Genomic DNA, 25,026 nt, shown 5'->3' with positions numbered 1-25,026 from the left:
CGTACGAGGCGACCCAGGGTTTGGTGCAGTGACGCCGCCGAGCAGCGGGTGCCACCCGGCGGCGTCGCAGGGCTATCGGCGAATACCCAGCCGCGCGATCAGCGAACGGTAGCGCTCGATGTCCGTGCGGGCCAAGTAGTCGAGCAGGCGGCGACGCCGGCCCACGAGCAGCAGCAGTCCGCGGCGGCTGTGGTGGTCGTGCTTGTGCTCCTTGAGGTGCTCAGTGAGGTGGGCGATGCGGTGGCTCAGCAGAGCGACCTGCACCTCGGGGCTGCCGGTGTCGCCGTCAGCCGTGCCGTAGTCACTGATGATCTTCTGCTTGGTGGCAGTGTCCATTGGGTATGTCCCGATTCCTACGCGGACGCAACAACACAGCGGTCTACCGAGCGTCCGATCAGTAGCCGTAGGCCCCAGTGTAGCGGGTGGGTGAGTCCGCCGGGCGGCGCTGGCGGCGCTCAGCGGTTGTGGCGAGGGTGTGGCGGCCCGGCCTGCCGGTTTGCGACGTCGGCGCGCGACCGACCGCCCGGCACCCCGCACCGTGGTCACACACCGGCCCCCGGGCCCCGTACTTTCATCACAACAACCGCCGGAAGCACCCGGTCGCCGCCGTGGCGGCCTCGCGCCCGCCGCCTCTGCAGCGGGCGCGCCCCCTCAGCCGCCGGCGCCCTTGAAAACCTTGGGCACGGTCTTCAAGATGATCTTGATATCCGACCATAGGCTCCAGTGGTCCTCGTACCGGTTGTCGAAGCGCGCACGGTCGTCGATGGATGTGTCGCCCCGCAGGTCATGGATCTGCGCCAGTCCAGTCAGGCCTGCGGGCATGCGCAGCCGGTCGTCGTAGTGCGGGTATTGCTCCCGGAACTGCGCCACGAAGAACGGCCGCTCCGGTCGCGGGCCCACGAACGACATGTCGCCACGCAGGATGTTCCACAACTGCGGCAACTCATCGATCGACGACTTGCGCAGGAAGGCGCCCACCCGGCCGAGTCGTTCACTGTCGGGGGTGACGCTCCACGTGGTGTCCGACAGATTCTCGGCGACTGGCTTCATCGTCTGCAACTTCAGCAGGTCGAAGGCCTTCCCCCCCTTGCCGATGCGGGTCTGGCGGAACAGTAGGCCGCCGCCGGTCTCCCGTTTGACCAAGAACCCCGCCACGAGCAGGACCGGGCTCAGCACGACAAGGGCCAGGGCCGCGAGCACGATGTCCATCCCCCGCTTGGCCACCAGGCCGAACGTCGGTTGCTCCGCACCCAGGCGCAGGACGGGCACCCCGAAGAGTTCGTCGTCGGCACGGTCGGCCCCGATGAGGTCGAAATACCTCGGCACAGCCATGACGGTCAGGCCCGCGGCCAGGCCTCGCCGGATCTCGAACACCTCGCGGGCCTCGGACGCCCGGGAGAACGCCACCAGCACCGTGCCCGCGTCAGCCTCGGCCGCCGCGCGCGGAAGATCGACGTCGAGCAGGTCCGGCACCCGGCTGGCCAGGTCGAGACCATAGTCGGGGTTGTCCTCGGCCATCTCCGCGATGGCGTCGGCGACTAGACCACCACCGACCAGAAGCATGCGCTCCCTGGCCACATCGTTGCGACGCAGCTTTCGTAAGAGCAGATACAGCGGTGCCCGCAGCAGCCCCAGCAGCACACCGGTGAGAGCCACCCAGGCCACATCCGTCATGCTCAGGTCGAGCCAACTGACCATGCCCATGACAGCGAACAGCCCCGCCGCGGCGAGACCCGCCTCAACCGCACGCGGGAGTTCGTCCAGGCAACTCAGCGAGAAACGCGCCCGGTACAAACCGAGCCGCCAGCGGAACAGGATGACGAAGGACAGGCCAGCCGCCTCGACGACGCCCGCGCCGGCCCACAACGCCGTGATCACGACCAGCGCGAAGGCATCGACACCGATCAACGCAAGGGTCTGGCGGCGCGCGGTCAGGTGATGACGCTGCAGTTCGCGGATACCCACTGTCGCTGCGCCCATCCTGCTCACCGCCTCACGTATGCATAGTTCGGACTGGGTGGACCACCGGATTCAGGCCACGTCATGACCCTGGCATCGGCTCATCGCCGCTCCGACTTGAGTGACTGCGGACACGGCCCCCTGGATGTGCGTCCGAGGAATCAAACTCTAGTCTCATCAGTATGACGTGTCCGCTTGGTTGCGGGTTCCAGCAGCAGGTCATTGCCCCCGCCGGGACCTACCAAGCGCGGCATCCAAGAAGTCGTTGAGCCGACCGGACCGATTGGCCGAACTGCGCCGGGCAGCCACCATTGTGCGTCGCCGCGCGCGGGGAGCCAACCAGACTCCCACCACCCAGGCCAGGAGCAGCGCCTTGCGCCGCGGGCTGTCCCGCGAGGCCAGCAGATGTGCGGCGTACGTCCGCGTCGTGGCGGCCCGCGGCCGCTGGTCACCCAGTGCCTCTGCGAGGAAGTGCAACTCCCACTCGTACTCGGTGGAGTCCGTCGGCGGGGCCGAAAGCCCGGGGACGAGGCGCAGAGCCTCCGACCAGCGCCGGCGGTGACGCAGGAGGTCCCGCTGCATGATCTCTGCGGTAGGGACCGCGTACTGACTGGTGCCACCGCCGTGGACTCGGTAACAGGCCAACGGCTCGCCGACGCTGGCAACCGGCCCGAGCTCGGGCATGACCAGTGCCACGGTCCCGTCCAGCGCGTCGTACTGGTCGAGGATCGACAGGTCGAGTCCCTCCAGTACCGATCGCAGGTAGACGTTGCCCGAACTCGGCGGGCAGACGTGGAACCCGCGGCGCTGGTTGTCCTGTCGCATCTGATCGCTCGTGTAGCCGTGCGGGAAGGTCGGGAAGACCGAACGCAGTTCATGGCCGGACTCGTCGACACCACGCATCTGGAACTGGATCTTCACCGTGGCACCGTCGCATAAGCCGGCGACCACCTCGGCCATCTGCGGTTCGGGGTAGTCGTCGGCATCTAGGAAGTACACGTACGGCGCTGCCGCGTGCGCCAGTCCAGCACGCGACGCGCCGGTCTGGCCCCGGTTGTCGATGTCGAGGACCTCAATGCCGTCGAACGACCCGATGACGTCCATGGAATCGTCCGTGGAACCGTCGTTGACCACGATCACCTGCTCGAACGGCACCGACTGCTCCAGGCAGGCACGGATCGCCTCTGCGACGAATCTCGCGTAGTTGTAGTTGAGGATCACCGCCGTGATGGGCGCCGATGACATGACCGTCAGCCTAGCGCTCAGAAGAACTTGCGGTAGGCCTTCGCAGCCTTGGGCATCTGCGTCGCCGAGTACATCTGGAACACGCCGTAGGCGTCGTCGCGCACATTGAAGAGGATCTCGTACCGGACCTTCCCCGGTCCCCGCCCGGCATTGGCCGCCACCCACTTGTAGAACTGGCGCACGTACACCGGCGAATCCCCGAAGGAGGCGTTGGAACTCCATTCGGAAACGGCGAACGGCTTGCCCACGGACTTCGCGTAGCGCCGGTGCTGCTCGATACCCAATGGCGCCCCGAAGACGTCCTTGCCCATGATCTTGGCCTGGAACTCGGCCTTGGTCTTGGCGAAGGGCCACTGGTTGAAGGAGTCCACGCTCATCAGGTCGACGTGCTTCTTACCCGGGAAGGCTTTGCGCCAGTCGTACCCGTCCACCCGCACGGTACCGTCGTTGGGGCAGAAGACCAACTTGGCCGAAGGCAGGATGGATTTCTGCAGGGCGCGGTACCGGCGCCACGACCGTACGAAGTCGCGAATCTCCGAGCGATGTACCTGCCATTCGAACCAGTTCCCGTTGAACTCGTGGGCGAATCGGATGTACAGCGTGCCCGGCCGGCCCGTCCACGCGGTCTTCAGCGCCTGCAGGGAAGCTGCCCAGCGGGCGTCGTAGTCACCCTTGGCCGCGTTCGCCCAGGTCTCGCCCCGCTCCTGGTAGATGGACCCGACCGCAATGTCCAGGTCACCACGCCACGAGCCGTACTCGGCACCCGGCTGCAGGGTCCAGTACTGGTCCTGGGAGTCGAAGTCCTCGTTCCATGTGGCTGCGATGCCCACCTTGCGGCCGCGCCATTTCGCGAGCGCTCCGTCACTGACCCCTTCGCCGGCGGCCCCGGAGACCCACTTCTTCTTGCCCCCGATCCTCGCACTGTCCAAGCCCGTGGCCAGCGTCGAGGACTGGTCCAGCGAGGGACTCACAGCGGTGCCCGGCTGAGCGGAGCTGCAGGCGACCATCGCCAGTGCGCAGACCCCTGACAGCAGTCCGACCGCAAGCGCCTGACTGCGACGGGCTCGCTGCACCGGCAGCACAGAAGCCCCCCTCAGGGGCGTCTCTACGCCCGGAGGGGGGTCACCGGTGAGTTCAGAATGCTTGGACATAGGCGGCTGCTGCTGTGGGCATGTCCGTCGAGGGGTACATCTGAAAGACCCCATTGTTGAACGAGCCCACATTGAACAGGATCTCATACGGAACCTGCCCAGCACCATCGCCTGCGTTCTTCTCAACCCATTGGTGGAACTGCTGCACGAAGACCGCTGAGTCGCCCATGGTCGAGTTGGAGCTCCACTCGGAGATCGCCAGTGGCAACCCGTTGGCCTGGGCGAACTGACGGTGGCGCTCGATGCCGACCGGCGCGCCGTAGGCGTCGGTCAGCAGGATCTTGGAGTCGAACTGCGCCTGCGTGCTGGCGAACGGCCACTGGTTGTAGGTGTCGACACTCATGACATCGACGTGAGCAGCCCCGGGGAAGGCATTGCGCCAGTCCAGCTTCAGGCTGCTGGAGGTCCCGTCATTGGGGCAGAAGACCAGTTTGGCCGACGGCAGGTACGACTTCTGCAGGCCACGGAAGCGCTTCCAGGCGGCAACGAAGTTGTCAGCCTGCGACCCGGTCACCTTCCAGGGCACCCAGTCGCCGTTGAACTCGTGGGCGAAACGCAGGTACAGAGTGCCCGTGCGCCCGGTCCACAGCGTGTTCAACTTCTTCAGGGCTTGGGTCCAGCGGGCGTCGTAGGCACCAGACGCCGCTGCTGCCCACGTCTCTCCGCGATCTGCGTAGATGGCGCCCATGGCGACGTCCATGCTGCCCTTCCAGGAGCCCCACTCAAGCCCCTGCTGCAGCGTCCACTGCTCGGTCTGGGCCTCGAAGGAGTCGTTCCAGGTACCACCGATCTCGACCGCGGTGCCACGCCACGATGCGAAGGACCCGTTGGTCGCGCCATCACCTGCGGCACCGGACAGCCAATCCCCGTTCGACGGTGGCGCGGTGGGGTGGGGGGTGGGGGGGTGGGGTGGGGGGGTGTGGGTGGGGTGGGGTGGGGTGGGGGGTGGGCGTGGGGCGGCTTCGGCGCGGGCGGCTTGCGGACCTTGCTCCGCCCCATGCTCAGCATCTGGTCGGTCGCTGCGGGTGCGACGGTGACCGGGGCGGTCTTCCTCAGCACCTGGCCCCGGGCATCCCGCACCGCGAGCCGCCACTTACGGGGGGTTTGCTTGGCCGGAAGATCCACGTTGATCCGATCGCCCTTGCCCGCTTTCAGGCTCTGCTTGCCCACCCAGCCCCCGGTGGTGCGCATCTGCACGGACACCCGGGCGGCGCGAGCGGTCCGGACCTGGTAGGACATGTGGACCGCGTCACCCGTGCTGGCGGTGAGCACCTGCGGACGCCACGGCTGCGAGCCTGACCCGGCCAGCGCCGGTGCCGGCGCCAGGGCCACCCCGATCAGCAGGCCCAGGGTGGCCGCCCCGATACGAACTGCGCTACCGCCAGACGTGGTGCTCATATCCGTCACATCGGCGCGCGGGGGCCCTCAACTTGAGCCGGCTTCCATACCGCTCCCCCTTTCGGGGCGGGCCTCATCCGGCCCCTGGCCGCTGAAGCAGACGCTATGGTGATCACGCGACTGGGGAAGGCGCCACAGCGGAGATGGGATGGCCATGGCGGATCGAGGCGGGCTGAGCGCCCACACCCTGTTCGGCCTGATGCGGCGCAACCTCGTGCTGATCGCCGTCGGCACGCTCCTGGGTGCCATTGCCGGCTTCGCACTGGCGACCATCAACCCCACGTACGGGGCGACCGTGGTCGTGGAGGTCGCGACCGGATCCGACGCCTCCCAGACCTCGACCTTGGTGGAATCGGCAGCCTCCACCATCGAATCGCCGGCGATCCTGACCCAGGCGGCAACAACACTGGGGGTGCCGTACGCACAGTTGGCGGACTCGGTCTCCGCGGACGTGCAGGCCGGCACCAACCTCATCGACCTCACGGCCGTCTCGGATTCCTCGGATGCGGCGGTCAAGGCCGCGACCGAGGTGGTCAACATGGCGATCACCGACTACCGGACCCGCAGCGACGAGCGAGCCACGCAGGTCCGTACCGCGGGCGCAGATCTGTTGGCCAAGGGCACCCTCGAGGAGGCCCGGGCTGAGTCCGCGCGCCAGGCCAGCATCGGCTCAGTGGTGGGGACGGCCCAGGGTCAGGCGATCCAGGACACCGTGACGCTCTCGATCGCCTCTCCCGCGCTCAGCGCCTACCGCACCGGGGTGAGCCGGCCGGTGGGCATCATCCTTGGCGCTGCCGACGGCGCGCTGCTGACCACCCTGGTCGCGCTGTCCCAGGCCTGGAACCGGCGCCGCCCGATCAGAACCCTGGACGACCTCGAGTACGCCGCCACCATCAGCGATGCCCCTGCTGAGCCTGCCGACCGGTCAGCAGGCCTGGTGCTCACCTCGGGGCGAAAGGTGGTGCTCGTCCTCGGTGACGACGAGCCCGCCCGGGAAGCGCTGGCCCGCCGCACCGCCGCGGGGATGGTCGTCAACGGGACCAGCACCGCGCTGATCGTCGTGGTCCCGGGCGACGAGGACTTGCACAGCGTCGGCGACCAACGCTGGGAGGTGGGCGCAGGACGGGCTGCCGAGGTTCTCTCGCGGGCCCAGCGACGGCAGTTGCCGGATCGGGTCGGCACCGCCGCCGTCGTGGTCTGCGCCCCGCTCACCGATGAGGTGTCGTTGTACCTGGCGGGTCAAGACGACTATTTGGCCCTGGTCGCCATCGCCCGTGGCACGCAGATCCAGCGTGCCACGGACCAGTTGGCACAACTTGGGCACGCCGACCGGATCGCCGTGCTGCAGGCCTGATGGCCGCGCTGACGGCTGCCCCACCCATCGCTGTGGGCGCCCACCGACCGACGGTCCGCTGGATCGTGGGCCTGTTCGCCGCGAGTATCCTGCTGCAGCGGTTCTCCCTCCCGGGGGGCATCGTGCCGATCCTGGTCGTGGTCGTGTTCGCCGCCGCCGGGTACGGCCTGCACACCGGTTTGCTGGCCTTCGACCGCATGCGCCTGAACCTGTACCTGCTCGCCGCCGGGCTGACCGCCGCGGTGGCCCTGCCGCAGGCGCTGTTCGTCACCTCGCCCCTGATCAGCCTGACGTCATGGGGTTTGTTCATGACGGTCTGGGCGCCGGCGACCCTGCACCTCACCCATCGGGACCGGCCCACCCTGCAGCGCGCCTTCGAGGGCTGCCTGCGCTGGGGCATCGGCCTTGCCGTAGTAGCGATCGTGATGCGCCTGGTGCAGATGGCGGGCGTCCCCTACATGGACCCGCTCGCGGTCGTGCCGAAGACCCTGCTGGTCCAGGGCTACGTCATCACCTACCCGATCGAGTTCGGCTCGCACATCTACCGTTCCAACGCCTGGATCGGACTGGAGCCTTCGATCATCTCGCTGCAGTTGGGGATCGCGACGGTGCTGGCCGTGCTTCTGCGGGCGAATCCGCTGTACCTGGTCCTACTGGCGGTCGGCATCATCTGCACGGTCTCGGGCTCCGGGGTGTTCGTCGTGGCGGTGGCCCTGATCGTGATGCTGCTCATGCCCCTGCGCCGGCACTTGTGGCGGTACGTCGCCGCCGGGGTGATCACCTTGATCCTGGCAGTGCAGACACCCGCCGGACAGGAATTGGCCTCCCGCGCCACCGAGGCCGCCATGGCCGGCAGCTCGACCAGCCTGCGCGCCATCGAGCCGTACCGGTTCTTGTGGCCGATCTGGTCGGAGACCGTCTGGCCGGTGCTGTTCGGCAACGGCGCTGGATCGTCGCAGCAACTCATCGAGGCGACCAACCGCGCGGGGTTGATGGTGCCCTCCCCGATCAAGGTCTTCTTCGACTACGGCGTCATCGCCGGTCTGGCGCTGTGCGTCTTCCTCGCCTTCTGCTACTTCCGGGGCGCCGAGTCGCGCTCTGGCCATCACGTTGTTCACCTCGGCGTGGGTCCTGCAGCCGGGAACCACCACGTTCGTGCTCGTCATACAGACGCTGCTGTTCGTCACCTGGTGGGCACCTCGCCTGCGAAGACCCCTGGAATCCGCGCCGTTCACGCGAAGTGAGCGTTCCCCACGGGAGGTGGCACCGTGAGCCCTCTGGTATCCGTGCTCATGCCGGTACGCGACGAAGCCGGCTCCGTCGCCGGTGCTGTGGCATCGGTGCTGCAACAGACGCACCAGGACCTCGAAGTCCTGGTCATGGACGGGCGCTCCAGCGACGACACACGTGCCATCGTCGAGGCCATCGCGGATCCGCGAGTCCGACTGCTCGACAACCCCGGAATCAGCATCCCGTGCGGGCTCAACGTGGGACTGCAGGCAGCGCGCGGTGAGTACGTGGCACGCGTGGACGCCCACGCCCGGGTGAACCCCGAGTACATCGCACTGGCGCTGGGGCACCTGGTTGCCGACGCGGACCTCGCCGCCGTGGGTGGGCGCCGGCTCACGGAGGCCTCGACGCCGGTCGGCCGCACCATCGGCCTGGCCCTGTCCAGCCCCTTCGGCGTGGGTGACTCGATCAACCACTACGCCATGCAGGCGCAGCGCACCGACCACGCCTCATTCGGCGTCTACCGCACAGACGTAGCGCGTGCGGTCGGCGGCTGGGACGAGAACCTGCCGGCCAACGAGGACGTTGACTTCGATTTCCGGATCCTGGACCAGGGGTTCGAGATCCTCTACGAACCGGCCATGGAGATCCACTGGCAGGTGCGCGAGACGTTGCCCGACCTCGCACATCAGTACCGCAGGTACGGCCGCGGCAAGGGGGCCATGGTCCGCAAGAACGGCCCGTCGGCGGTCCGCCTGCGCCACCTGGCACCCCCGGCGCTGGTGGCGGACCTGGGCCTGGCGGGGGTCGCGGCACTCATCGGCCGACCTCGGGTCGCGCTGAGCCTCACCGCGCCCTATGCGGCGGTGCTGGCCTACGCCACCGTCAGGACCCGTGCAACGGCTCACCGGGCTGACGCGAGCGTCGCGGCATTCCCGGCGGCGCTGGCGACCATGCACCTGTCGTGGGGCCTGGGATTCCTTGAAGGCCTGGCAGGGCGCGAGGCTGCCCTGGGCAGCCAGCGTCAATGACCGAGTAGCGACGCCACACTGGCCAGCCCGGCCGTGGGGTCCAACTGCCGGCGGATCGACGCGGCAGCCCGCCGGGCCATCTCCGCCGCTTCGTCCGGGTGGCCCAGTAGATCCAGCACCGCATCGGCGAAGTCCGACGCATCATCCGCGACGGCCACCCCATCGATCGGGCCCAAGCCCGCCGTGGCGTGCGAGGTGGTCACCACCGGCACCCCGGCTACCAGGTACTCCACGAGTTTGATGTTGACCCCGGATCCGCTCACCGCCGGGTTCACCGCGACACCGGCGGCAGCCAGATACGGCTCGACGCTCGCCACATCGGCATGCAGTTCTGCCGCAGCTGTCTGCTCGACCCATCGGCGCACCTGCTCAGTGGGGGCACGGCCCACGATCTGCACGGTCGCGTCGGGTCTGGCTGCGTGCACGCGGGGCCACACCTGCGTCACCAGCCATCGCACGGCATCCACGTTCGTGGCGACGTCCAGCGCCCCGAGGAACAGTACGGTTGGCGGCACCGCGGGCTCGCGCCGTATCGGCGGCAGGTCCGGGCCGGCGAACGGGGGCACGTGGCGCACCGGGACCGGGCCCAGAGCCGCCCGCCAGGAGGCGTCGGCCGCGGAGATGTCCGCCACGCCAGCCAGCCAGGGGGCGCGGCTGAGACGGCGCTCATCGCGCTCGATCCGCGCGGCCTCCCAGCGCAGTGCCAGCCCCCGCGGCCCGTGGGTACCCTGCGCCAGGCTGCGGTGGTAGGCCCCTTCCCGGTTGTGCATCCGCAGGACTGCGGGCAGCCGCAGGCCCCGCGCCAGCACCGCTCCGATGGCCCATGACTTGTACGAAGTGATGATGATGCCGGTGGCCGCCGGGGCCACCGCCCGTACGCGCGCGACCAGCGCCGGACCGGGTGGGCGGGAGGCCACGGTGTAGGGGCGGCGGGGATGTAGCAACAGCAGGGGGTTCTCACGCCGGTCGACGGTGATGAGCGGGGCACCACCGAATTCGGACTGGTAGGACTCCCGGTCGATCGGCCCGGAAACGGGCAACACGACCGCCCCCAGGACCCCGGCGTCCCGCGCGGCCCGCAGCATCGCCAGATGCTCCCGCTCGCCGCCCCCGTGCGGGGGCAGGAACTCGGAATCCTCGACGAAGATCCAGCACTGGCCCCGCAGATCAGGGGGCATGATCCGTCCCCTGTTCCACAGCGCTCACACTAGTGGAACGAGGTCCTGTGCAGCCGGATCGTACGATGGGGCGGTCATGATCACTTCTCTGCGGCCACGCGTCACCCGCATCGCCATGGCCGCTGCCCTGGTGCTGACGACGGCTTCGGGCTGTGCGGCCTCTCCGGCGACCGTGGCTGACAGCAGCCCTGCAGCAGCGGCCAGCAGCCCGGCGAACGTCGCGAGCAGGACCCCAGCGGTGTCGGTGCGATCACTGGCGAAGCAGTACCGGGGACTGCCCGTCAGGGTGCGCGTCACCGGACCGGACAGCGTGGCCGTCAGGATCCGCGCCAAGGCCGGTGGCCGCCTACTCGCGCGCGGACGCACGGACCTGAACGGCACGACGACCTTGACCTGGACGTGGAACCGCACCGGGCGCAAGGCCCTCATCGCTCGGATCGGTTCCCGGCGGCTGACCACCCGCGTCCGGGTGTACCCACCGAAGCCGCCCACAACACCTGCAACGAGCACGGCCCAGGTCCTGTCGGTCCTCACCGGCGGCAACCAGCAGCAGTACCTCGACTGCGCCGGGCAGGGCGGGCCCACCGTGGTGCTGGTTCCCGGTGCCTGGGGTACGGCGCAGGACTGGGACAACGTGATAGGCGATCTGCGGCAGGCCGGCCGGGTCTGCCGCTACGACCGGCCGGGACTCGGCCAGAGTCCCGGGCGCCAGGGCGACGTAAACGTCGACTCCGGGATGCACGCCGACGAATTGCGAGACCTCCTTCGCGTCGCCGGTGAACGCGGGCCGTTCGAGGTCGTGGGGCACTCCTACGGCGGCATGATCGCTCAGTCCTTCGCCTCGCGGTACCCGCGACAGACAGCGGGGATGGTGCTGCTGGACCCGGTGCCCCTGGGCTTCCAGCAGGCGTGGCCGGAGTTCGGCGCCGCGCTCGACGAGGCCACCCCCCGCACCTACGCCGACCTCGCCCGCAGCAGCGAATCCGCCGCAGCCGGCCGACCCCTGGTCGGAATGCCTTTGATCCTCGTCAGCGCCGGTGTCGCCCCGTCCTGGCTGACGGACAGCGGGTTCCAGGTGTGGCGGGATGCACAGGCCGCACAGGTGGCCGGCTGCGCGAACTGCCTGCACTGGGTGGCCGAGGGCGCCACCCACCAACTGCCGGACACCGCCCCGCAGATGACCATCTCCGCCATCGAGGCCGTCCGGGCTTCCGTGCGCGCCCACGTGCGGGTGCAGGCCTGACATGAGCCAGCCTCGTGCCCGCATCCTGATGCTGGACCTGGACTCCTGGGACGGCTTGGTGGAATGGGGATCGGCCCTGCGCACCCATGGCCTGCCGGTCATACGCGTCGTCCGGGCACACCGCCGTGCCGCCCCTGTGCGCCGGTGGCTCGACCGCTGGCAGTTCGGGCAGGCGCCCATCGAGGTGACTGGCTCATTGGTCGACGATGCCGACGTCCTCGCTGCACTCACTGCCCCGACGGTCGACGTGCAAGGCCCGGAGACCACGTTGCGGGAACTCGACGTGCACCTGCCCGCAGGCACCCCGGCCAAGGAACTCCTGCGTCGGGTTCCGGAGGAGGTCGGTCAGCAGACCCTGTACGACAAGTGGCGAATGACCGAGTTGGCCCTCGCCGAGGGGCTCCGCGTCCCGGCCAGCTGGGAGCAACAGCGCGACGACGTCCTCCCCGTCGTCGTCAAAGGCCGGATCAGTGCCGGCGGCCAGGACGTCGAGGTCGTGCACTCCCGCGAGGAACTCCAGCGAAGTGCAGCCCGGATGGGCCAGCGGGACAACGGCGGTGTCTTCTTCCAGGAGGTCTTCACAGGTCCGGTCCTCAACGCCGCCGGCGTCGCCAAGAACGGTCGACTGCTGGTCCACGCGATCTACGAGGCGACGCCCGAGCCCGACGACCCGTTCGGCCCACCGGTCCTTCTGCGGATCCTCGACCGCCCTGACGTGGCCAGCGAACTCGCCGCGTTGATCGCGGCCCTCGGGTACACCGGCGTGTTCTGCATCGACTACGTACAGGACGAGCACGGGCGCATCGGGATGGTCGATTTCAATCCGCGGGTCTTCGGTGGCTGGCTGCAACTGCAGACCGCTGGCGTCGACTTCATCGCCGCTTATCTGCACTGCCTCGGCCTGGGCCCGCCTCCGGCCTTCCGGCCGCTGGCCACCGGCACCGTGCTCGATGTCCGAGTGTTGGCCGGGCCTGCCGACAGCCCCCGCGCGGCGGCCCTGGAGGCACGGCGATCGCTGGGCGCGATCCGCGCCGCGGCCCGGGTCACCGGGTGGCGATTCGGGGCCCTCAAGACCGGGCGGACGATCGGCCGGGCACTGGTGGATGCGGGCAGGTCATTGCGCGGCTGAGGCACCCTCGGTCTGCTCGAGGTGCACGCTGCGGTGAGCCTGCCGGAACCACAGCGGAAGCACGAGGACCTGGGACGCGCACATGCCCCACGCCAGCCCCTCGACCCCACCGAGCAGGGCCCCGGCCAGCATGAAGGCCGCAGCGCTGCTGGCGAGCACCACATTGAGCCGGAAGGTCCTGGAGGCGTGTCCGAGTCCGTAGACGATGATGGAAGGGCCGAGTTTCCCGCAGGACACCACTGACGTCAGAGCGATGGGCAGCAGCACGGCCTGGGCACCCGCCCAGGTGTCCCCCAGCAGCGCCTCGCCCCACGCGTCCGGGATGAGCATCAGTCCAATGGTGTAGACCACCGCAATCGCCACGAGGATCCCGCTGGCCACCGTGGCCAGCCACATCGGCCGCGACGGCAGCCGGCGGCGCGAGATCTCGGGGACGCCGAACGCGAAGACCGCCTGCGCGAGGATGCCCAACGGGCCCGTGAGGACCTCCGCAGCCCGCAGGGATCCGACATCGGTCACACCCAAGAAGGTCCCGAAGATCAGGATGCCGCCCTGGAACGTGCCCACTCCGAGTAGGTACTCCGCCAGCAGATAGCCGGACACTCCGACGTTGTCCCGCAACCATCTCAGCCCTCCGCGCAGATCCGGCAGGGCGCGCAGTTGCACCATTCCCAGGGCGGCGGCCACTCCTGCGGCGACCCCCCAGGCCAGAACCATCATGGCTGCCGACACGTTTCCGGACGCGATCACGGCCGCCATGAGCGCGAACTGGATGACGGTCCAGACCGCGTCGTTCAGGGTCGCCAACTGCGGCTGCCCCCAGGCGATGAACGCCATGCGGCACACGTCCTGGCCGATGAGCAACGGCATGAACATGGCCAGGACGAACCAGGTCTCGCGCGCGTTGCCCGCGGTGAGCAGCGCGGTGACGAGCAGGCCGACGGAGATCGGCAACGTCAGCCACAGCACGGCACCGAAGGAGTCCGAGGCAGCGTGCCGGCGACTCTCCCCCACAAGAGCGCTGTGGTTGATGCTCAGGGGACTGCCCACCAGGGCACGCTGGACGCCGATCACCAGAGTGAACACGAGGAAGGCCACAGAGAACTGGCCGAACTCCTCCGCCGAGACGTTGCGTGCGATGACGAACGCCATCACGAAGTTGGTCATGGCCGAGAGGGCCTGGTCGACCAGATTCCATCCGGCGCGGCCGAACAGATGGCGGTGTTCGCGTCTGTGCCTCACGCCGGCTCTTCCGGGCGGCCGTGCGCCGACAGGGCGCGACCCAGCAGGAACACGTTGGACGGTTTCGAGGCGAGTCGCCCGATGAACCACGAGTACCAGTCCTTGCCGAACGCGACATACGCCCGCACGTGATGCCCGTCAGCGACCAGTGCTGACATGAGGTCAGGACGTACCCCTGTCAGCACCTGGTACTCCCACTGGCCCACGTCGCGGTCGGCGGCCATGGCCAGGTATCCCACGATCCGAGTGAGCCGATCGTCATGTGTTGCGAACATCGGATACGCACCTGCAAACAGTTCCCGGGCACACCGGACGAAGGCCAGGTCGATCTCGTGCCGGCTCGCGTAGGTGGCACCGGGAACATGGGCGTAGCCGCCCTTGCACAACCTCACCCGGGCACCCATCGCGGCGAGCTCGCGGCAGTCCTGCTCCGAACGAGGCAGGTAGGCCTGGATCGCGATACCAAGATCCGAGACCTGCGCATGAGCGACGTGCCACGCAGCCAGGGTCACCTCCACCTCGTCGACGGCCTCCATGTCCAGGGTCATCGGTATCCCCCGAGCGGCCGCTGAAGTGGCCAGGTGGATCAGGCGAGTGGTCGCCGCCTCCCGTCCGTCGCTGTGCAGGCCGAGTTGCTCGAGTTTGACGGAGATCTCGGTGTCGGGCAGCGCCCGGCCGGCGATGACGTCGACCACCTGGAGGTACTTCTGAACCTGTTCCTCAGCGGGGTTCTGAGCGCCCACCGGAGTGTCACGCACATGCAGGGAGACGCCGACGCCGGCGTCCAGCAGTGCCTGCGCCATACCTAGCGCATCGCTCAGATCGCGTCCCACGAAGCGTCGCCGGATGGGTTCGAGGGCACCCGACCGCGTGACCAGCGCAGTCATGGGACCGGAGAAACCCACCTTCTCGATCACGGACTTCGACACGGACATCTAGGCCCTCACCTTCTGCCGGCCGTTCGCGCGCAGGCGGCCGGGTCGACCCGACGTCAATGCAGGCAGGAGTCTGGCATGCCGGACCACCCAGGCGACGAGGGCCCTGATGTCCTCGGCGAGCCGGGCGCCCAGTCCGACCTGGGGGTTCCAGGAGATCGTGCTGCGTAGCCGGCTTTCGACCCCCGAGAGGTCCGCGTCCGCCGAGCAGATCGTCGCCTGCCACGGGATGGTGTCGACGTCGATGGTCGGGCGGACGGCCTGGCCCAAGCGAGGATGGACCACCCAGTAGGCGAACTCCGGCATGGCCTCCACTTCGCGGACCCCCACCAGACGCCGGATGCGGCACGCGTGCGTCGAGATCCCGAAGACCGTCCACACCGTGTGCCCGTCATATGCCGGCCAGTCCGGTGCGGGCGGATCGCCTGGCAGGTCCGCGTAGTACTGGGCGGCCTGCGTGAACAGGCATACGGCACCGTCGTGGGCCAGTTCGGTGTCCCATGGGATGCCGGCACCTCCGAGCCGGGCCGCCACCTCGATAAGGCACGGGCCCTGCTCGTCGATCTTGATCTCCATGTGGAAGGGTGAGCGGACCAGCCCAGCGCACGTCAACACCTGCGAGGCGTAGCGCGCGGCCATCCTGAACTCGTCGGTGTCGTGGTGGATGGTCCGGATACTCGCAGCCAGGTTGTCCCTGCCGTTGCCACTTCCGTAGACGGTGCGCTGGACGCTCAGCGTGTGGACCACGCCGACGTCATCCACCTGGCCATTGACGCAGAACTCCCTGCCGCCCAGATACTCCTCGGCCACCAGCGGGGCGCCGGCATTGCGTTGCAGATACGCGGCGATGTCTGAGTCGGGAGTGTCGGCGTCGAAGAACGCGATCCGGCTGTTGCCCATCCCGTCATTGGGCTTGACCACGATCCGCGACAGGTTCTGGTCGCCTATGAACTGGCGCACATCGGTGAGGCTGGCCACGCGCTGGGAGGCATTCATGCGGGGGCCACCCGGCACCGAGCGCAGATGATCCTTCAAGGCGTACTTGTCGCGGAACCTGATGAGTACGTCCATCGGCACCCAGTCCAGATCCAGCAACTCGGCGAGCCGTCCGGAGTCCACCACGACACCCTCGAAATGCGGCACCACGGCAAGGACGTCGAACCGCCTCCGGAGGCCGGTCGCCACCGAGTCCAGATCCTCCAGATCGATCCAGAACCGCGCTGCCACCGCATCCGCGTCGACCATGGACTGCACCTGCGCGATGTGCAGCCGGGAGGTGCCCTGCGGAAAGAGCAGAACGGTCCGCACGCCCCAATTGCGGTGATAGACCTCGATCAGGCTCGTCGCGTAGTCCGGCAACTGAGTCGGATCGATCACGACGACGACGCGCTCCATTGCCTTCCCTCACCACGGCTCCGTTCGTGAGCCTAGCGAGAATGGTCGCCGGTTGACCGGGTTTAGCCCATGAGCCGGCGGGTAGCCGCCACGTCCTTGTGCATCTGGGTGACCAGCGCCTCCACCCCGTCGAAGGCCAACGTGTCCCGCAGTCTCTCCACGAACTCCACACGCACGCGGTGGCCGTACAAGTCGAGGTCCACGTCCAAGAGGTAGGCCTCCACCGTGCGGCGGTGTCCGTCGAACGTGGGATTCGTCCCGATGCTGATCGCCGCGGGGTACCGCTGACCGTCGACGACCGCCGACCCCGCGTACACCCCGTCGGCAGGGACCGCCGCCAGCCGGTGATGGTCCAGATTCGCCGTCGGGAAGCCGAGCGCCCGGCCCCGTTTCTCCCCCGGGACCACGGTCCCCACCACCTCGTGCGGACGACCGAGCATTTCGGCTGCGGCCGCGACATCACCGGTGGCCACGGTGGCGCGCACCCGGGTGGACGAGAGGGGTTGCTCGTCGCCGACCAGACCGAACTCGTCGACCGTCAGCCCCGCCGCACGCAGGGTGTCCGCGCTGCCCGCGGCCCGGTTGCCGAACCGAAAACCGTGGCCGATGACCACATGACGGGCGTCGAGCTTCTTGATGAGGACCGAGGCCACGAAATCCTGCGCCGTCATCGCGGCCAGATCCGCGTCGAACTCCAGCACCTCCACGAGTTCCACCCCCAGCCGGGCGATCAGTTCCACCCGGCGAGCCAGATCACACAGCCGCGCCGGCGCGGCATCGGGGCGCAGAATCTCCAGGGGATTGGGGTCGAACGTCACGACCACCGATTCGAGGTCCAGCCGGGCGGCGAGGTCGAGGTTGTGCCGGATCAGTGACTGATGACCACGATGCACGCCGTCGAACACCCCGATCGTCACCGCCGATGGCCTGTCCACGCGACTACCTTGCCAGAGTCGTCGGTGGGCGGGGGCGTCGGCGTCAGGCCGGTGCGTTCACCTCGATGCGGGTGCCGCCGGATTCCACCGACACCACCGACACCCACACGCCCTCGGCGGTCACCAGGTACGTGCCGTCGGGCACGCCGAGATCGATCCGTCTGCCGTTGCGCAAGAACTCAGCAACGTCGGGGGCGACTGCGAGGGCTGGCAGTATCTCCCCGATCACGGACTCCGCGGAGGCCACCGGCGGCGGCTCCTCGCCCAGTGCCGCGCACCTGTCGACTCCCATCCCCCCAATAGCGGTACGGCGCAGAGCGGTGAGGTGCGCGGCCGTCCCCAGGGCGGCACCCAGATCGCGCGCCAAGGCACGCACGTAGGTACCCGAGCTGCACTCGACCAGTACATCGACGTCCACCACCGCACCTGCCGGCCTGGGCGTACCCAGGCCCTCGAAACGGTGGATCGTCACGGGCCGGGAGGCCAATTCCACCTGCACACCTGCGCGCACGCGGGCGTACGAGCGAACCCCGTCCACCTTCACCGCCGACACCGCGCTGGGGGTCTGGGCGATATCCCCGGTCAGGCCCGCCATCGCACCTGCCAGCGCGGGCTCGTCGAGCACCCATCCCGGCGCCGAGGTGGTCTCCCCCTCAGCGTCATCGGTGAGCGTGCCCTGTCCCAGCCTGATGGTCGCTTCATAGGTCTTGGACTGCCCCTGCACGTAGCGCAGCAGTCTGGTGGCATGACCCAGCCCGACGACCAGGACGCCCGTGGCCATCGGATCCAGCGTTCCCGCGTGGCCGATGCGCCGCTGTCCATACAGCCTGCGCAGGCGCCCCACCACGTCATGGCTGGTCCACCCTGCAGGTTTGTCGATCAGCGCGAAGCCTGAGATCACCGCAGCGGCTCAGCCCTGTGCCGGTGACTGGCTGGCGACGGCCACCGCGGCCAGGAACGCATCGAGAGTCGCCTGCGCGTCAGTGCTACCGGTGAATCCCGCAGCCATCACGTGCCCACCGCCGCCCAGCGCGGAACAGACCCGGCCCACGTCCACTGCCCCCAGGGAGCGGCTCGACACCCGCCACGTCCCGTGGTCGTCCTGTTTCAAGACGACGGCGACCTGGGTGCCCTCCACAGTGCGCACGACGTCGATCAACGACTCGACCTGGGTGAACGCGATTTCGTGCCGGTCACGATCTGCCTTGCTGGCGTGGGCCACAGCCACCGTCACTGCGCCTGCGGTCACCACGTCGAGGTTGCCCATCACTTCCGCCTGGAACGTCAGGAACTCCCGGGACTTGGTGTCGAACAGTGCCTTGGCGGCCGCCGCGAAGTCGATCCCGGTCTCCATCAGGCGGGCAGCAGCACGCAGGGTTTCGGGGGTCGTGGAGGCGAAACGGAACGAGCCGGTGTCGGAGCTGATCGCCGCGTACAGACACATGGCCATGTCCTCGGTCAGCCCTACGCCCAACTCTTCGATGATGTCGAGGGCCAGGAGGCCGGTGGCCGGGCGGGAGGGATCCACGTGCACGATCGGCGCGAACGGCACGAAGCTCGCATGGTGGTCCACCGCGATGAAGGTGGGGGCGGACTGTGCCACCGGCAACAGTCGGCCGACCCGGTCTGCGGACGAGGCATCCATGCTTATGACGAGTTCCGCGGGTCTGACGTCGTCCGGGTCGACGATGAGGTCCGGGCGGGGCAGGAAGCGCAGACTGTGCGGCACCTCGAACGGATCGTCGGGGAAACTCACCTGGACCTCAGTGCCCAGTTCCTCCAGGGCTATCGCCGTGGCTAGCGTCGACCCGAGGGCGTCGGCATCAGGATGGACGTGGGCGACGAGGAGCACCCCGGACGCCGCGCGAAGTCGCTCGGCGACCTGGATGAGGCTGGCGTTCACCTGTTGATTGTAGGGTCCCCTATGCACCCGGGCGCCCGACTGCTGGTTCCAGAGGGCGGCGGTTGCTGTGGCGCGCCTGCTCCACCGGGGAGAGTCCCGGACACCGGGGAGCGAAACAACCCGGTTGGAACACTCCCGCCCTACCGATTCACCAACGCCCTCAGATCCCGCGCACGCCCACCGGGCCGCCAGCCCAAGGCGGGAGACCCGGGAGCGAATCAACCCGGTTGGAACACTCCCGCACTACCGATTCACCAACGCCCTCAGATCCCGCGCACGCCAACCGGGCCGCCAGCCCAAGGCGGGAGACACACGGACACCGGGGAGCGAAACAACCCGGTTGGAACACTCCCGCCCTACCGATTCACCAACGCCCTCAGATCCCGCGCACGCCCACCGGGCCGCCAGCCCAAGGCGGGAGACCCGGGAGCGAATCAACCCGGTTGGAACACTCCCGGCCTACCGATTCACCAACGCCCTACGCCCTGGCGACCTACTCCTCGCCCTCGTCCTTCTTGTACGGATCCGGGTCACCGGCGAAGGCTGCCCCGGAGGCCAAACCTGCCACCTCGGCGTCACGCTCCCGCGCCTCACGCAGCAGGTCCTCGAGGTGGGCGGCGGTCTCCGGGATCGCGTCGGCCACGAAGGCGAGCGTCGGGGTGAACTTGATCCCGGTCTGCTTGCCCACTTCACTGCGAAGCAGACCCGTGGCCGAGGCCAGGGCCTGAGCCGTGGCCTCCCGCTCCAACTGGTCGCCCAGGACTGTGTAGAACACCGTGGCCTCGCGCAGGTCACCGGTGACGCGAACGTCGGTGACCGTGACGAATCCCAGGCGCGGGTCCTTGATCCGTCGCTCCAGCATCTCGGCCACGATGACCTGGATCCGGTCAGCCAGTCGCCTTGCTCGCTGCTCGCTCATTGCGTCTCCTCGTCACTCACATACGTGCGTCGCGCCTCCACGATCTGCACGTGGGGTTGCGCCGACAGCCAGCGTTCGCATCGGTCGAGCACGTCGCGGCAGTGCGCCATGTCCGCGGCCACCACTGCGACGCCCACCTGGGTCCGTCCCATCAGGTCCAGGTACCCGGCCTCAGCGGAAGCCACCGCGTACTCCCGTCGCAGGTGCGCCAGCAGTGGTCGAACCACCGACCGCTTCTCCTTGCGCGTCCGCGACTCCAGCAGCAGGTCCACCGACATGGCCCCGGCGTACACCGTGAGCCGCTAGCGCGGCTTCTCCCGCATCTCGAACGTCTCGATGATGTCCTCGACCCTGATGTCGTTGAACGACCCCAGTCCGATACCACACTCGAAGCCGTCCTTGACCTCGGTCGCGTCGTCCCGGAACCGCTTGAGCGACTCGATCGTGAGGTTGTCTGCCACGACCACGCCGTCCCGGATGACCCGTGCCTTCGCGTTACGCCGGATGACCCCGGACCGCACCAGGCATCCGGCGATATTGCCGGCCTTGCTGGAGCGGAAGATCTCCCGGATCTCGGCACGGCCGAGTTCGGCCTCCTCGAAGATCGGCTTGAGCATGCCCTTGAGCGCTTGCTCGACCTCTTCGATCGCCGCGTAGATGACCGAGTGGTACCGGATGTCCACGCCCTCGCGCTCGGCAAGTTCGGCCACCCGCTCGGCGGTGCGCACGTTGAACCCGATGATGATCGCGTTGTCGACCGTCGCCAGGTTGACGTCGTTCTGCGTGATGGCACCCACTCCGCGGTGGATGACCCGCAAGTCGACCTCGTCGCCCACGTCGAGTTTGAGCAGTGCATCCTCGAGCGCCTCGACCGAACCAGAGACGTCCCCCTTGATGATGAGGTTGAGGGTGGTCGTCTCGCCCTTCTCCAAGCCCTGCAGGAGGTCCTCGAGAGTGCGCCGGCCGCGGCGGGCGGCCAGTTCGGCGTTTCGCTCGCGCGCCTGCCGGATGTTGGCGATCTGGCGGGCGATGCGGTCCTCAGAGACCACCAGGAAGGTGTCACCTGCGTCCGGCACCGATGTCAGACCCAGCACCTGGACCGGTCGCGACGGCAGCGCCTCGTCGACGGGTTCACCGTTCTCGTCGAGCATGGCACGCACACGTCCGTGCGCCTCCCCGATGACGATACTCTCGCCCGGCCGCAACGTCCCGCGCTGGACCAGGACGGTGGCAACCGGGCCACGTCCCTTGTCCAAGTGCGCCTCGATCGCCACGCCCTGCGAGTCCTGCTCGGGGTTGGCCCGCAGGTCCAGCGACGCGTCCGCGGTCAGCACCACAGCCTCGAGCAGTTCCTGGATGTTGATACCGGCCTTGGCCGATACGTCGACGAACATGGTGTCGCCGCCGAACTCCTCAGCCACCAGGCCGTACTCGGTCAGCTGCCCGCGTACCTTTTGCGGGTCGGCGCCCTCCTTGTCGATCTTGTTGACCGCCACCACGATGGGCACACCTGCGGCCTGCGCGTGGTTCAGAGCCTCGATGGTCTGCGGCTTCACACCGTCGTCGGCGGCCACCACCAGCACCGCGATGTCGGTCACCTTCGCCCCTCGGGCACGCATGGCGGTGAACGCCTCGTGGCCGGGGGTGTCGATGAACGTGATGGCGCGGCCCTTGCCGTCGATCTGGGTCTGGATCTGGTAGGCACCGATGTGCTGGGTGATGCCACCGGCCTCGCGCGCGACGAGGTTTGTGTGCCGGACGGCGTCGAGCAGCTTGGTCTTTCCGTGGTCCACGTGACCCATCACGGTCACCACCGGCGGGCGCTGTTCCAGCTCCTCCTCGCCGCCTTCGTCCTCACCGAACTCGAGGTTGAAGCTCTCGAGCAGTTCGCGGTCCTCGTCCTCGGGGGACACGACCTCGACGTTGTAGTTCAATTCGCCGCCGAGCAGCATCAACGTGTCGTCGGACAGCGACTGCGTGGCAGTGGCCATCTCACCGAGACCGATGAGAGCCTGAACCAGCGAACCGGGATTGGCGTCGATCTTGTCCGCGAAGTCGGTCAGCGTGGCACCGCGGGGAAGGCGCACCTTGCGACCGTCGCCGCGCGGGATGCGCACGCCGCCGATCGTCGGGGCCTCCATGTTGTCGAACTCCTGGCGCTTCGCGCGCTTGCTCTTGCGCGACTTCTTCGCACCCGTGCGACCGCGACCACCGGGCCCACCCGGTCGACCACCCGGGCCCCCACCGGGACGCCCACCTGGGCGGCCGAGCCCCCCGCCACCGCCGGGACCACCCGGACGGCTGCCCGGTGCACCACCGGGACGGTTGAAGCCGCCACCGCCGGGACCACCGCCGCCGGGACCACCCGGACGGCTGCCGGGAGCACCACCGGGACGGTTGAAGCCGCCACCGCCGGGACCACCAGGACGACCCGGGGCACCCGGTCGACCACGGCCACCCGGAGCGCCCGGACGCTGGCCCGGACGTGCGGGGGCCGGTCGCGGACGGGGAGGCATCATGCCCGGGTTGGGACGAGGGGCGCCAGGCACACCGCCACGGGCGGCCGGCGCTGATGTGCCGAAGGGGTTGTTGCCCGGGCGGGGAGCCGGCGTGCCGAACGGGTTGTTGCCCGGGCGGGGAGCCGGACTGCCGAACGGGTTGTTCCCGGGGCGCGGCCCTGGCTTGGGAGCGGGGCGCGGACCTGGGGTGGGACCCGGGGTGGGAGGTGGAGCGGCGGCGGGTTCCGTCGCGGGCTTGGCAGGTTCCGGCTTGGGCGCGGGCGCTGCCGGGGAGGGCGCAGCCGGCGTCGCCGCGGGCTTGTGCGCCGCAGGTGTGGGCTTCGGCGGCGCAGGTGTGGCAGCCGGCGCAGCCGCCTTCTTGGCGACGGGCTCGGCTTTCTCTTTGGACGGGGCAGCTTTCACTGTGTCCCGCAAACGGCGCACCACCGGCGCCTCGATCGTCGATGACGCGGACTTGACGAACTCTCCCATGTCGGCGAGTTGGTGGATGAGCTCCTTGCTCTCCACGCCCAACTCGCGGGCGAGTTCATAGACCCGGACCTTGGCCACTTCTCTCCTGTCTGGCCCGGGGAAATCCGGACCTAGTGTTGTGTCGGCGCTTTCATCGCAGACTGTTCATCGGGTTGTCATCCCGACGCTCCTCAACGTTCGGTGCGGTCAGAAGCTGCAGTGCGTGCATCAGATCCTGCGGATCCAGTGCACCCCCGGTGCGCAGAGCCCTGCCGAACGCCTTGCGGGCGAGGGCAGCAGAGACGCACTCCTGCGAGAGGTGTACGTAGGCACCACGACCGGTTCGTTCCCGACGCGGATCCGGTACCAACCGGCCCGACTCGGAAACGACCCTGAGCAGGTCACCCTGGTGAGCCCGCTCCCGGCAGCCGACACACGTCCGGACCGGACCGCCCGCCAGAGCCGGAACCCGACCTCGCGCCACGCGACCCGCCTAAGAGGTGTCAGACAGGGAACATCGCCACCATGGCGACCTGTTGTCAGTCTAGCGGGTGGGGTCAAGTACCCCCGATCCGCCTCGGGCCGGAACGGGGTCAGCCGATGCGCAGGTCATCCTGGAAGAGCGGCAACCGCTCGCGCAGGGCATTCCGTCGGGCGGGCGGCGCCGCCCGCAGCAAATCGTCGAGCATGTCCTGCAGGCGGCGCCGGACGCGCAGGGAGTCGCGGCCCCACAGCCGGATCTCGTCGAACACGAGACCGACATGTTCCTCCCATGTCACCCGCGGGAACACCACCCGCGATCGCCCGTCGCGGTCGTCGAAGACCTGCTGCGGGTACTGCCGCACGGACAGCTGACGCAGAAGTTCGTGGGTTCGGTCCAGACACTCCACAGCAGTAGACGGATCGTTCACCCCCGGCGAAAGGGCTCGCACCGCGATGTCGACCAATTGCTGCAGGCCGAAAGTGGCATCGTCGCTCTCATCCCGACGACCGGCGACCTGCACGACACGAAGAAGTCGTTCGCTGTGATCCCCGGGCCTCTCGCACGCGACGAGTGGCTGCCCGGCAGCCACGAAATCCCCGGGTCGTGCCAGGACATGCACGACGGTGTCCAGTTCGGTGGCCAGGTCCACCGCACCCCGGACGTCAGCAGCGACCACGGTGCCGGCACGGAGGGAGCCGAGCAGGGCGCAGCCCGCCGGAGCAGACGGCACCGGTTCGTCGTCAACACCGGTGGCTGCCAACGGGTACTCCCGCTCGATGACCGCCCGGCTCTTGGCCTCGATCCGCCTGACGATCTGCGCCACCTGGATCGACGTGGCGATGTGATGGATGTAGGCGACGAACATGCCGACACAGACCACGACGAGCACGAACGCCACGGTGATCGTGATGCTCGGCACGAAGGCGCTGGTGACCGCGTCCGCCCCCCGGATCTGGCGCAGCGCGAGCAGGGCGTACACATACGTGGCGAGGAACACACCCAGGGTCGTCTGGTTCTGGCGGTCACGGAGGAAGGTCGGCAGGGCTCGCGGCGAGAACTGACTGCCGGCCAACTGCAGAACGACCATCGTGATGGAGAAGACAAGAGCAGTGAGAGTCATCATCGACGTCGCGATGGTGCTCAACAGAGAACGCGCACTCTCCGGCCCCCCGGCGAAGGCCCACTGGGCACCTCGACGCTGCAGGCCCTCGTCCACGGCCACCAGGACCGACGACAGCAGAACCGCGGCGATCAGACACAGCGCGGGCACCAGCCAGTAACTGGTCCGCAACTTCTCGCGCAACAGATGCATGACAGGTGCATACC

At 68.6% G+C, this 25,026-nt stretch carries 22 protein-coding genes; 5 read left to right on the top strand and 17 right to left on the bottom strand.

Annotation, left to right across the window (positions count from 1 at the left end; genetic code table 11):
• Window positions 1-72 precede the first annotated feature (72 nt).
• The 5 genes from rpsO to IPG68_01055 all read right to left on the bottom strand — a co-directional run bounded on the left by rpsO (window position 73) and on the right by IPG68_01055 (window position 5,055).
• Window positions 73-336, bottom strand: a complete 264-nt coding sequence (rpsO, locus tag IPG68_01075) for a 30S ribosomal protein S15 (GenBank protein ID MBK6761945.1) — start codon at window positions 334-336, stop codon at window positions 73-75.
• Between the two features lie 315 nt (window positions 337-651).
• Window positions 652-1,980 (bottom strand): exopolysaccharide biosynthesis polyprenyl glycosylphosphotransferase, encoded by a 1,329-nt coding sequence (locus IPG68_01070; GenBank protein MBK6761944.1) that lies wholly within the window; start codon window positions 1,978-1,980, stop codon window positions 652-654.
• A 198-nt stretch (window positions 1,981-2,178) separates the two neighbouring features.
• Window positions 2,179-3,204, bottom strand: a complete 1,026-nt coding sequence (locus IPG68_01065; GenBank protein MBK6761943.1) for a glycosyltransferase — start codon at window positions 3,202-3,204, stop codon at window positions 2,179-2,181.
• A gap of 17 nt (window positions 3,205-3,221) precedes the next feature.
• On the bottom strand, window positions 3,222-4,277 hold the full coding sequence (locus IPG68_01060) for a hypothetical protein (protein ID MBK6761942.1): 1,056 nt from the start codon (window positions 4,275-4,277) through the stop codon (window positions 3,222-3,224).
• Between the two features lie 61 nt (window positions 4,278-4,338).
• Window positions 4,339-5,055 (bottom strand): hypothetical protein, encoded by a 717-nt coding sequence (locus IPG68_01055; protein MBK6761941.1) that lies wholly within the window; start codon window positions 5,053-5,055, stop codon window positions 4,339-4,341.
• An 846-nt stretch (window positions 5,056-5,901) separates the two neighbouring features.
• Here IPG68_01055 and IPG68_01050 point away from each other — a divergent pair.
• The 3 genes from IPG68_01050 to IPG68_01040 are packed head-to-tail and all read left to right on the top strand — an operon-like array spanning window position 5,902 to window position 9,368.
• Window positions 5,902-7,107 carry a hypothetical protein gene (locus tag IPG68_01050; protein MBK6761940.1) on the top strand — a complete coding sequence of 402 codons (1,206 nt, stop codon included), beginning with the start codon at window positions 5,902-5,904 and terminating at the stop codon, window positions 7,105-7,107.
• Window positions 7,107-8,351 (top strand): hypothetical protein, encoded by a 1,245-nt coding sequence (locus tag IPG68_01045; GenBank protein ID MBK6761939.1) that lies wholly within the window; start codon window positions 7,107-7,109, stop codon window positions 8,349-8,351. Before IPG68_01050 ends, IPG68_01045 begins: the two co-directional genes overlap by 1 nt.
• A 48-nt stretch (window positions 8,352-8,399) precedes the next feature.
• Entirely contained in the window at window positions 8,400-9,368 is a 969-nt protein-coding gene (locus tag IPG68_01040; protein MBK6761938.1) for a glycosyltransferase, read from the top strand.
• Here the strand turns inward: IPG68_01040 and IPG68_01035 are convergent.
• Window positions 9,362-10,546, bottom strand: a complete 1,185-nt coding sequence (locus IPG68_01035; GenBank protein MBK6761937.1) for a glycosyltransferase — start codon at window positions 10,544-10,546, stop codon at window positions 9,362-9,364. The two genes, IPG68_01040 and IPG68_01035, sit on opposite strands and share 7 nt — an antisense overlap.
• Window positions 10,547-10,622: 76 nt before the next feature.
• Here IPG68_01035 and IPG68_01030 point away from each other — a divergent pair, with 76 nt between their 5' ends.
• Complete coding sequence (locus IPG68_01030) at window positions 10,623-11,789, top strand: alpha/beta hydrolase (protein MBK6761936.1); 1,167 nt, start codon at window positions 10,623-10,625, stop codon at window positions 11,787-11,789.
• A 1-nt stretch (window position 11,790) separates the two neighbouring features.
• Window positions 11,791-12,918: a hypothetical protein gene (locus tag IPG68_01025; protein MBK6761935.1), complete on the top strand. Its 1,128-nt coding sequence runs from the start codon at window positions 11,791-11,793 to the stop codon at window positions 12,916-12,918.
• Here IPG68_01025 and IPG68_01020 read toward each other — a convergent pair.
• The 11 genes from IPG68_01020 to IPG68_00970 all read right to left on the bottom strand — a co-directional run bounded on the left by IPG68_01020 (window position 12,904) and on the right by IPG68_00970 (window position 25,012).
• Window positions 12,904-14,160 carry an oligosaccharide flippase family protein gene (locus tag IPG68_01020; GenBank protein ID MBK6761934.1) on the bottom strand — a complete coding sequence of 419 codons (1,257 nt, stop codon included), beginning with the start codon at window positions 14,158-14,160 and terminating at the stop codon, window positions 12,904-12,906. The genes IPG68_01025 and IPG68_01020 overlap by 15 nt on opposite strands.
• Window positions 14,157-15,095: a proline dehydrogenase family protein gene (locus tag IPG68_01015; GenBank protein ID MBK6761933.1), complete on the bottom strand. Its 939-nt coding sequence runs from the start codon at window positions 15,093-15,095 to the stop codon at window positions 14,157-14,159. The genes IPG68_01020 and IPG68_01015 overlap by 4 nt, the downstream gene beginning before the upstream one ends.
• A complete protein-coding gene (locus tag IPG68_01010; protein MBK6761932.1) occupies window positions 15,096-16,490 on the bottom strand; it encodes an ATP-grasp domain-containing protein in 1,395 nt (464 codons plus the stop codon).
• Window positions 16,491-16,552: 62 nt separating this feature from the next.
• Window positions 16,553-17,425: a bifunctional riboflavin kinase/FAD synthetase gene (locus IPG68_01005; protein ID MBK6761931.1), complete on the bottom strand. Its 873-nt coding sequence runs from the start codon at window positions 17,423-17,425 to the stop codon at window positions 16,553-16,555.
• A 43-nt stretch (window positions 17,426-17,468) separates the two neighbouring features.
• Complete coding sequence (gene truB, locus IPG68_01000; GenBank protein MBK6761930.1) at window positions 17,469-18,326, bottom strand: tRNA pseudouridine(55) synthase TruB; 858 nt, start codon at window positions 18,324-18,326, stop codon at window positions 17,469-17,471.
• A 9-nt stretch (window positions 18,327-18,335) separates the two neighbouring features.
• The gene (locus tag IPG68_00995) at window positions 18,336-19,328 is read right to left on the bottom strand and encodes a bifunctional oligoribonuclease/PAP phosphatase NrnA (GenBank protein ID MBK6761929.1); all 993 of its coding nucleotides are present in this window, start codon (window positions 19,326-19,328) and stop codon (window positions 18,336-18,338) included.
• Between the two features lie 493 nt (window positions 19,329-19,821).
• A complete protein-coding gene (gene rbfA / locus IPG68_00990; protein ID MBK6761928.1) occupies window positions 19,822-20,247 on the bottom strand; it encodes a 30S ribosome-binding factor RbfA in 426 nt (141 codons plus the stop codon).
• Window positions 20,244-20,540 carry a DUF503 domain-containing protein gene (locus IPG68_00985; protein ID MBK6761927.1) on the bottom strand — a complete coding sequence of 99 codons (297 nt, stop codon included), beginning with the start codon at window positions 20,538-20,540 and terminating at the stop codon, window positions 20,244-20,246. Before IPG68_00985 ends, rbfA begins: the two co-directional genes overlap by 4 nt.
• Window positions 20,541-20,549: 9 nt before the next feature.
• Window positions 20,550-23,315 (bottom strand): translation initiation factor IF-2, encoded by a 2,766-nt coding sequence (infB, locus tag IPG68_00980; protein MBK6761926.1) that lies wholly within the window; start codon window positions 23,313-23,315, stop codon window positions 20,550-20,552.
• A 52-nt stretch (window positions 23,316-23,367) separates the two neighbouring features.
• Window positions 23,368-23,676: a YlxR family protein gene (locus IPG68_00975; GenBank protein MBK6761925.1), complete on the bottom strand. Its 309-nt coding sequence runs from the start codon at window positions 23,674-23,676 to the stop codon at window positions 23,368-23,370.
• A 133-nt stretch (window positions 23,677-23,809) separates the two neighbouring features.
• Window positions 23,810-25,012 (bottom strand): DUF2254 domain-containing protein, encoded by a 1,203-nt coding sequence (locus tag IPG68_00970; GenBank protein MBK6761924.1) that lies wholly within the window; start codon window positions 25,010-25,012, stop codon window positions 23,810-23,812.
• Window positions 25,013-25,026 lie beyond the last annotated feature (14 nt).

Source organism: Micrococcales bacterium (assembly GCA_016703125.1).
Lineage (GTDB): Bacteria > Actinomycetota > Actinomycetes > S36-B12 > UBA10799 > JADKAV01.
The sequence above is the reverse complement of the archived record's forward strand: the minus strand, read 5'-3'. Positions and strand labels throughout refer to the sequence as shown.

Excerpts from the sequence above, each read along its gene's own strand:
- IPG68_01055 (MBK6761941.1), bottom strand. The coding sequence starts at position 5,055 with ATGGACGTCGCCATGGGCGCCATCTACGCAGATCGCGGAGAGACGTGG.
- IPG68_01070 (MBK6761944.1), bottom strand. The coding sequence starts at position 1,980 with ATGGGCGCAGCGACAGTGGGTATCCGCGAACTGCAGCGTCATCACCTG.
- IPG68_01010 (MBK6761932.1), bottom strand. The coding sequence starts at position 16,490 with ATGGAGCGCGTCGTCGTCGTGATCGATCCGACTCAGTTGCCGGACTAC.
- IPG68_00970 (MBK6761924.1), bottom strand. The coding sequence starts at position 25,012 with ATGCATCTGTTGCGCGAGAAGTTGCGGACCAGTTACTGGCTGGTGCCC.
- IPG68_01025 (MBK6761935.1), top strand. The coding sequence starts at position 11,791 with ATGAGCCAGCCTCGTGCCCGCATCCTGATGCTGGACCTGGACTCCTGG.
- IPG68_01065 (MBK6761943.1), bottom strand. The coding sequence starts at position 3,204 with ATGTCATCGGCGCCCATCACGGCGGTGATCCTCAACTACAACTACGCG.
- IPG68_01040 (MBK6761938.1), top strand. The coding sequence starts at position 8,400 with ATGCCGGTACGCGACGAAGCCGGCTCCGTCGCCGGTGCTGTGGCATCG.
- IPG68_01015 (MBK6761933.1), bottom strand. The coding sequence starts at position 15,095 with ATGTCCGTGTCGAAGTCCGTGATCGAGAAGGTGGGTTTCTCCGGTCCC.
- rbfA (MBK6761928.1), bottom strand. The coding sequence starts at position 20,247 with ATGAGCGAGCAGCGAGCAAGGCGACTGGCTGACCGGATCCAGGTCATC.
- IPG68_01050 (MBK6761940.1), top strand. The coding sequence starts at position 5,902 with ATGGCCATGGCGGATCGAGGCGGGCTGAGCGCCCACACCCTGTTCGGC.
- IPG68_01030 (MBK6761936.1), top strand. The coding sequence starts at position 10,623 with ATGATCACTTCTCTGCGGCCACGCGTCACCCGCATCGCCATGGCCGCT.
- rpsO (MBK6761945.1), bottom strand. The coding sequence starts at position 336 with ATGGACACTGCCACCAAGCAGAAGATCATCAGTGACTACGGCACGGCT.
- IPG68_01045 (MBK6761939.1), top strand. The coding sequence starts at position 7,107 with ATGGCCGCGCTGACGGCTGCCCCACCCATCGCTGTGGGCGCCCACCGA.
- IPG68_01035 (MBK6761937.1), bottom strand. The coding sequence starts at position 10,546 with ATGCCCCCTGATCTGCGGGGCCAGTGCTGGATCTTCGTCGAGGATTCC.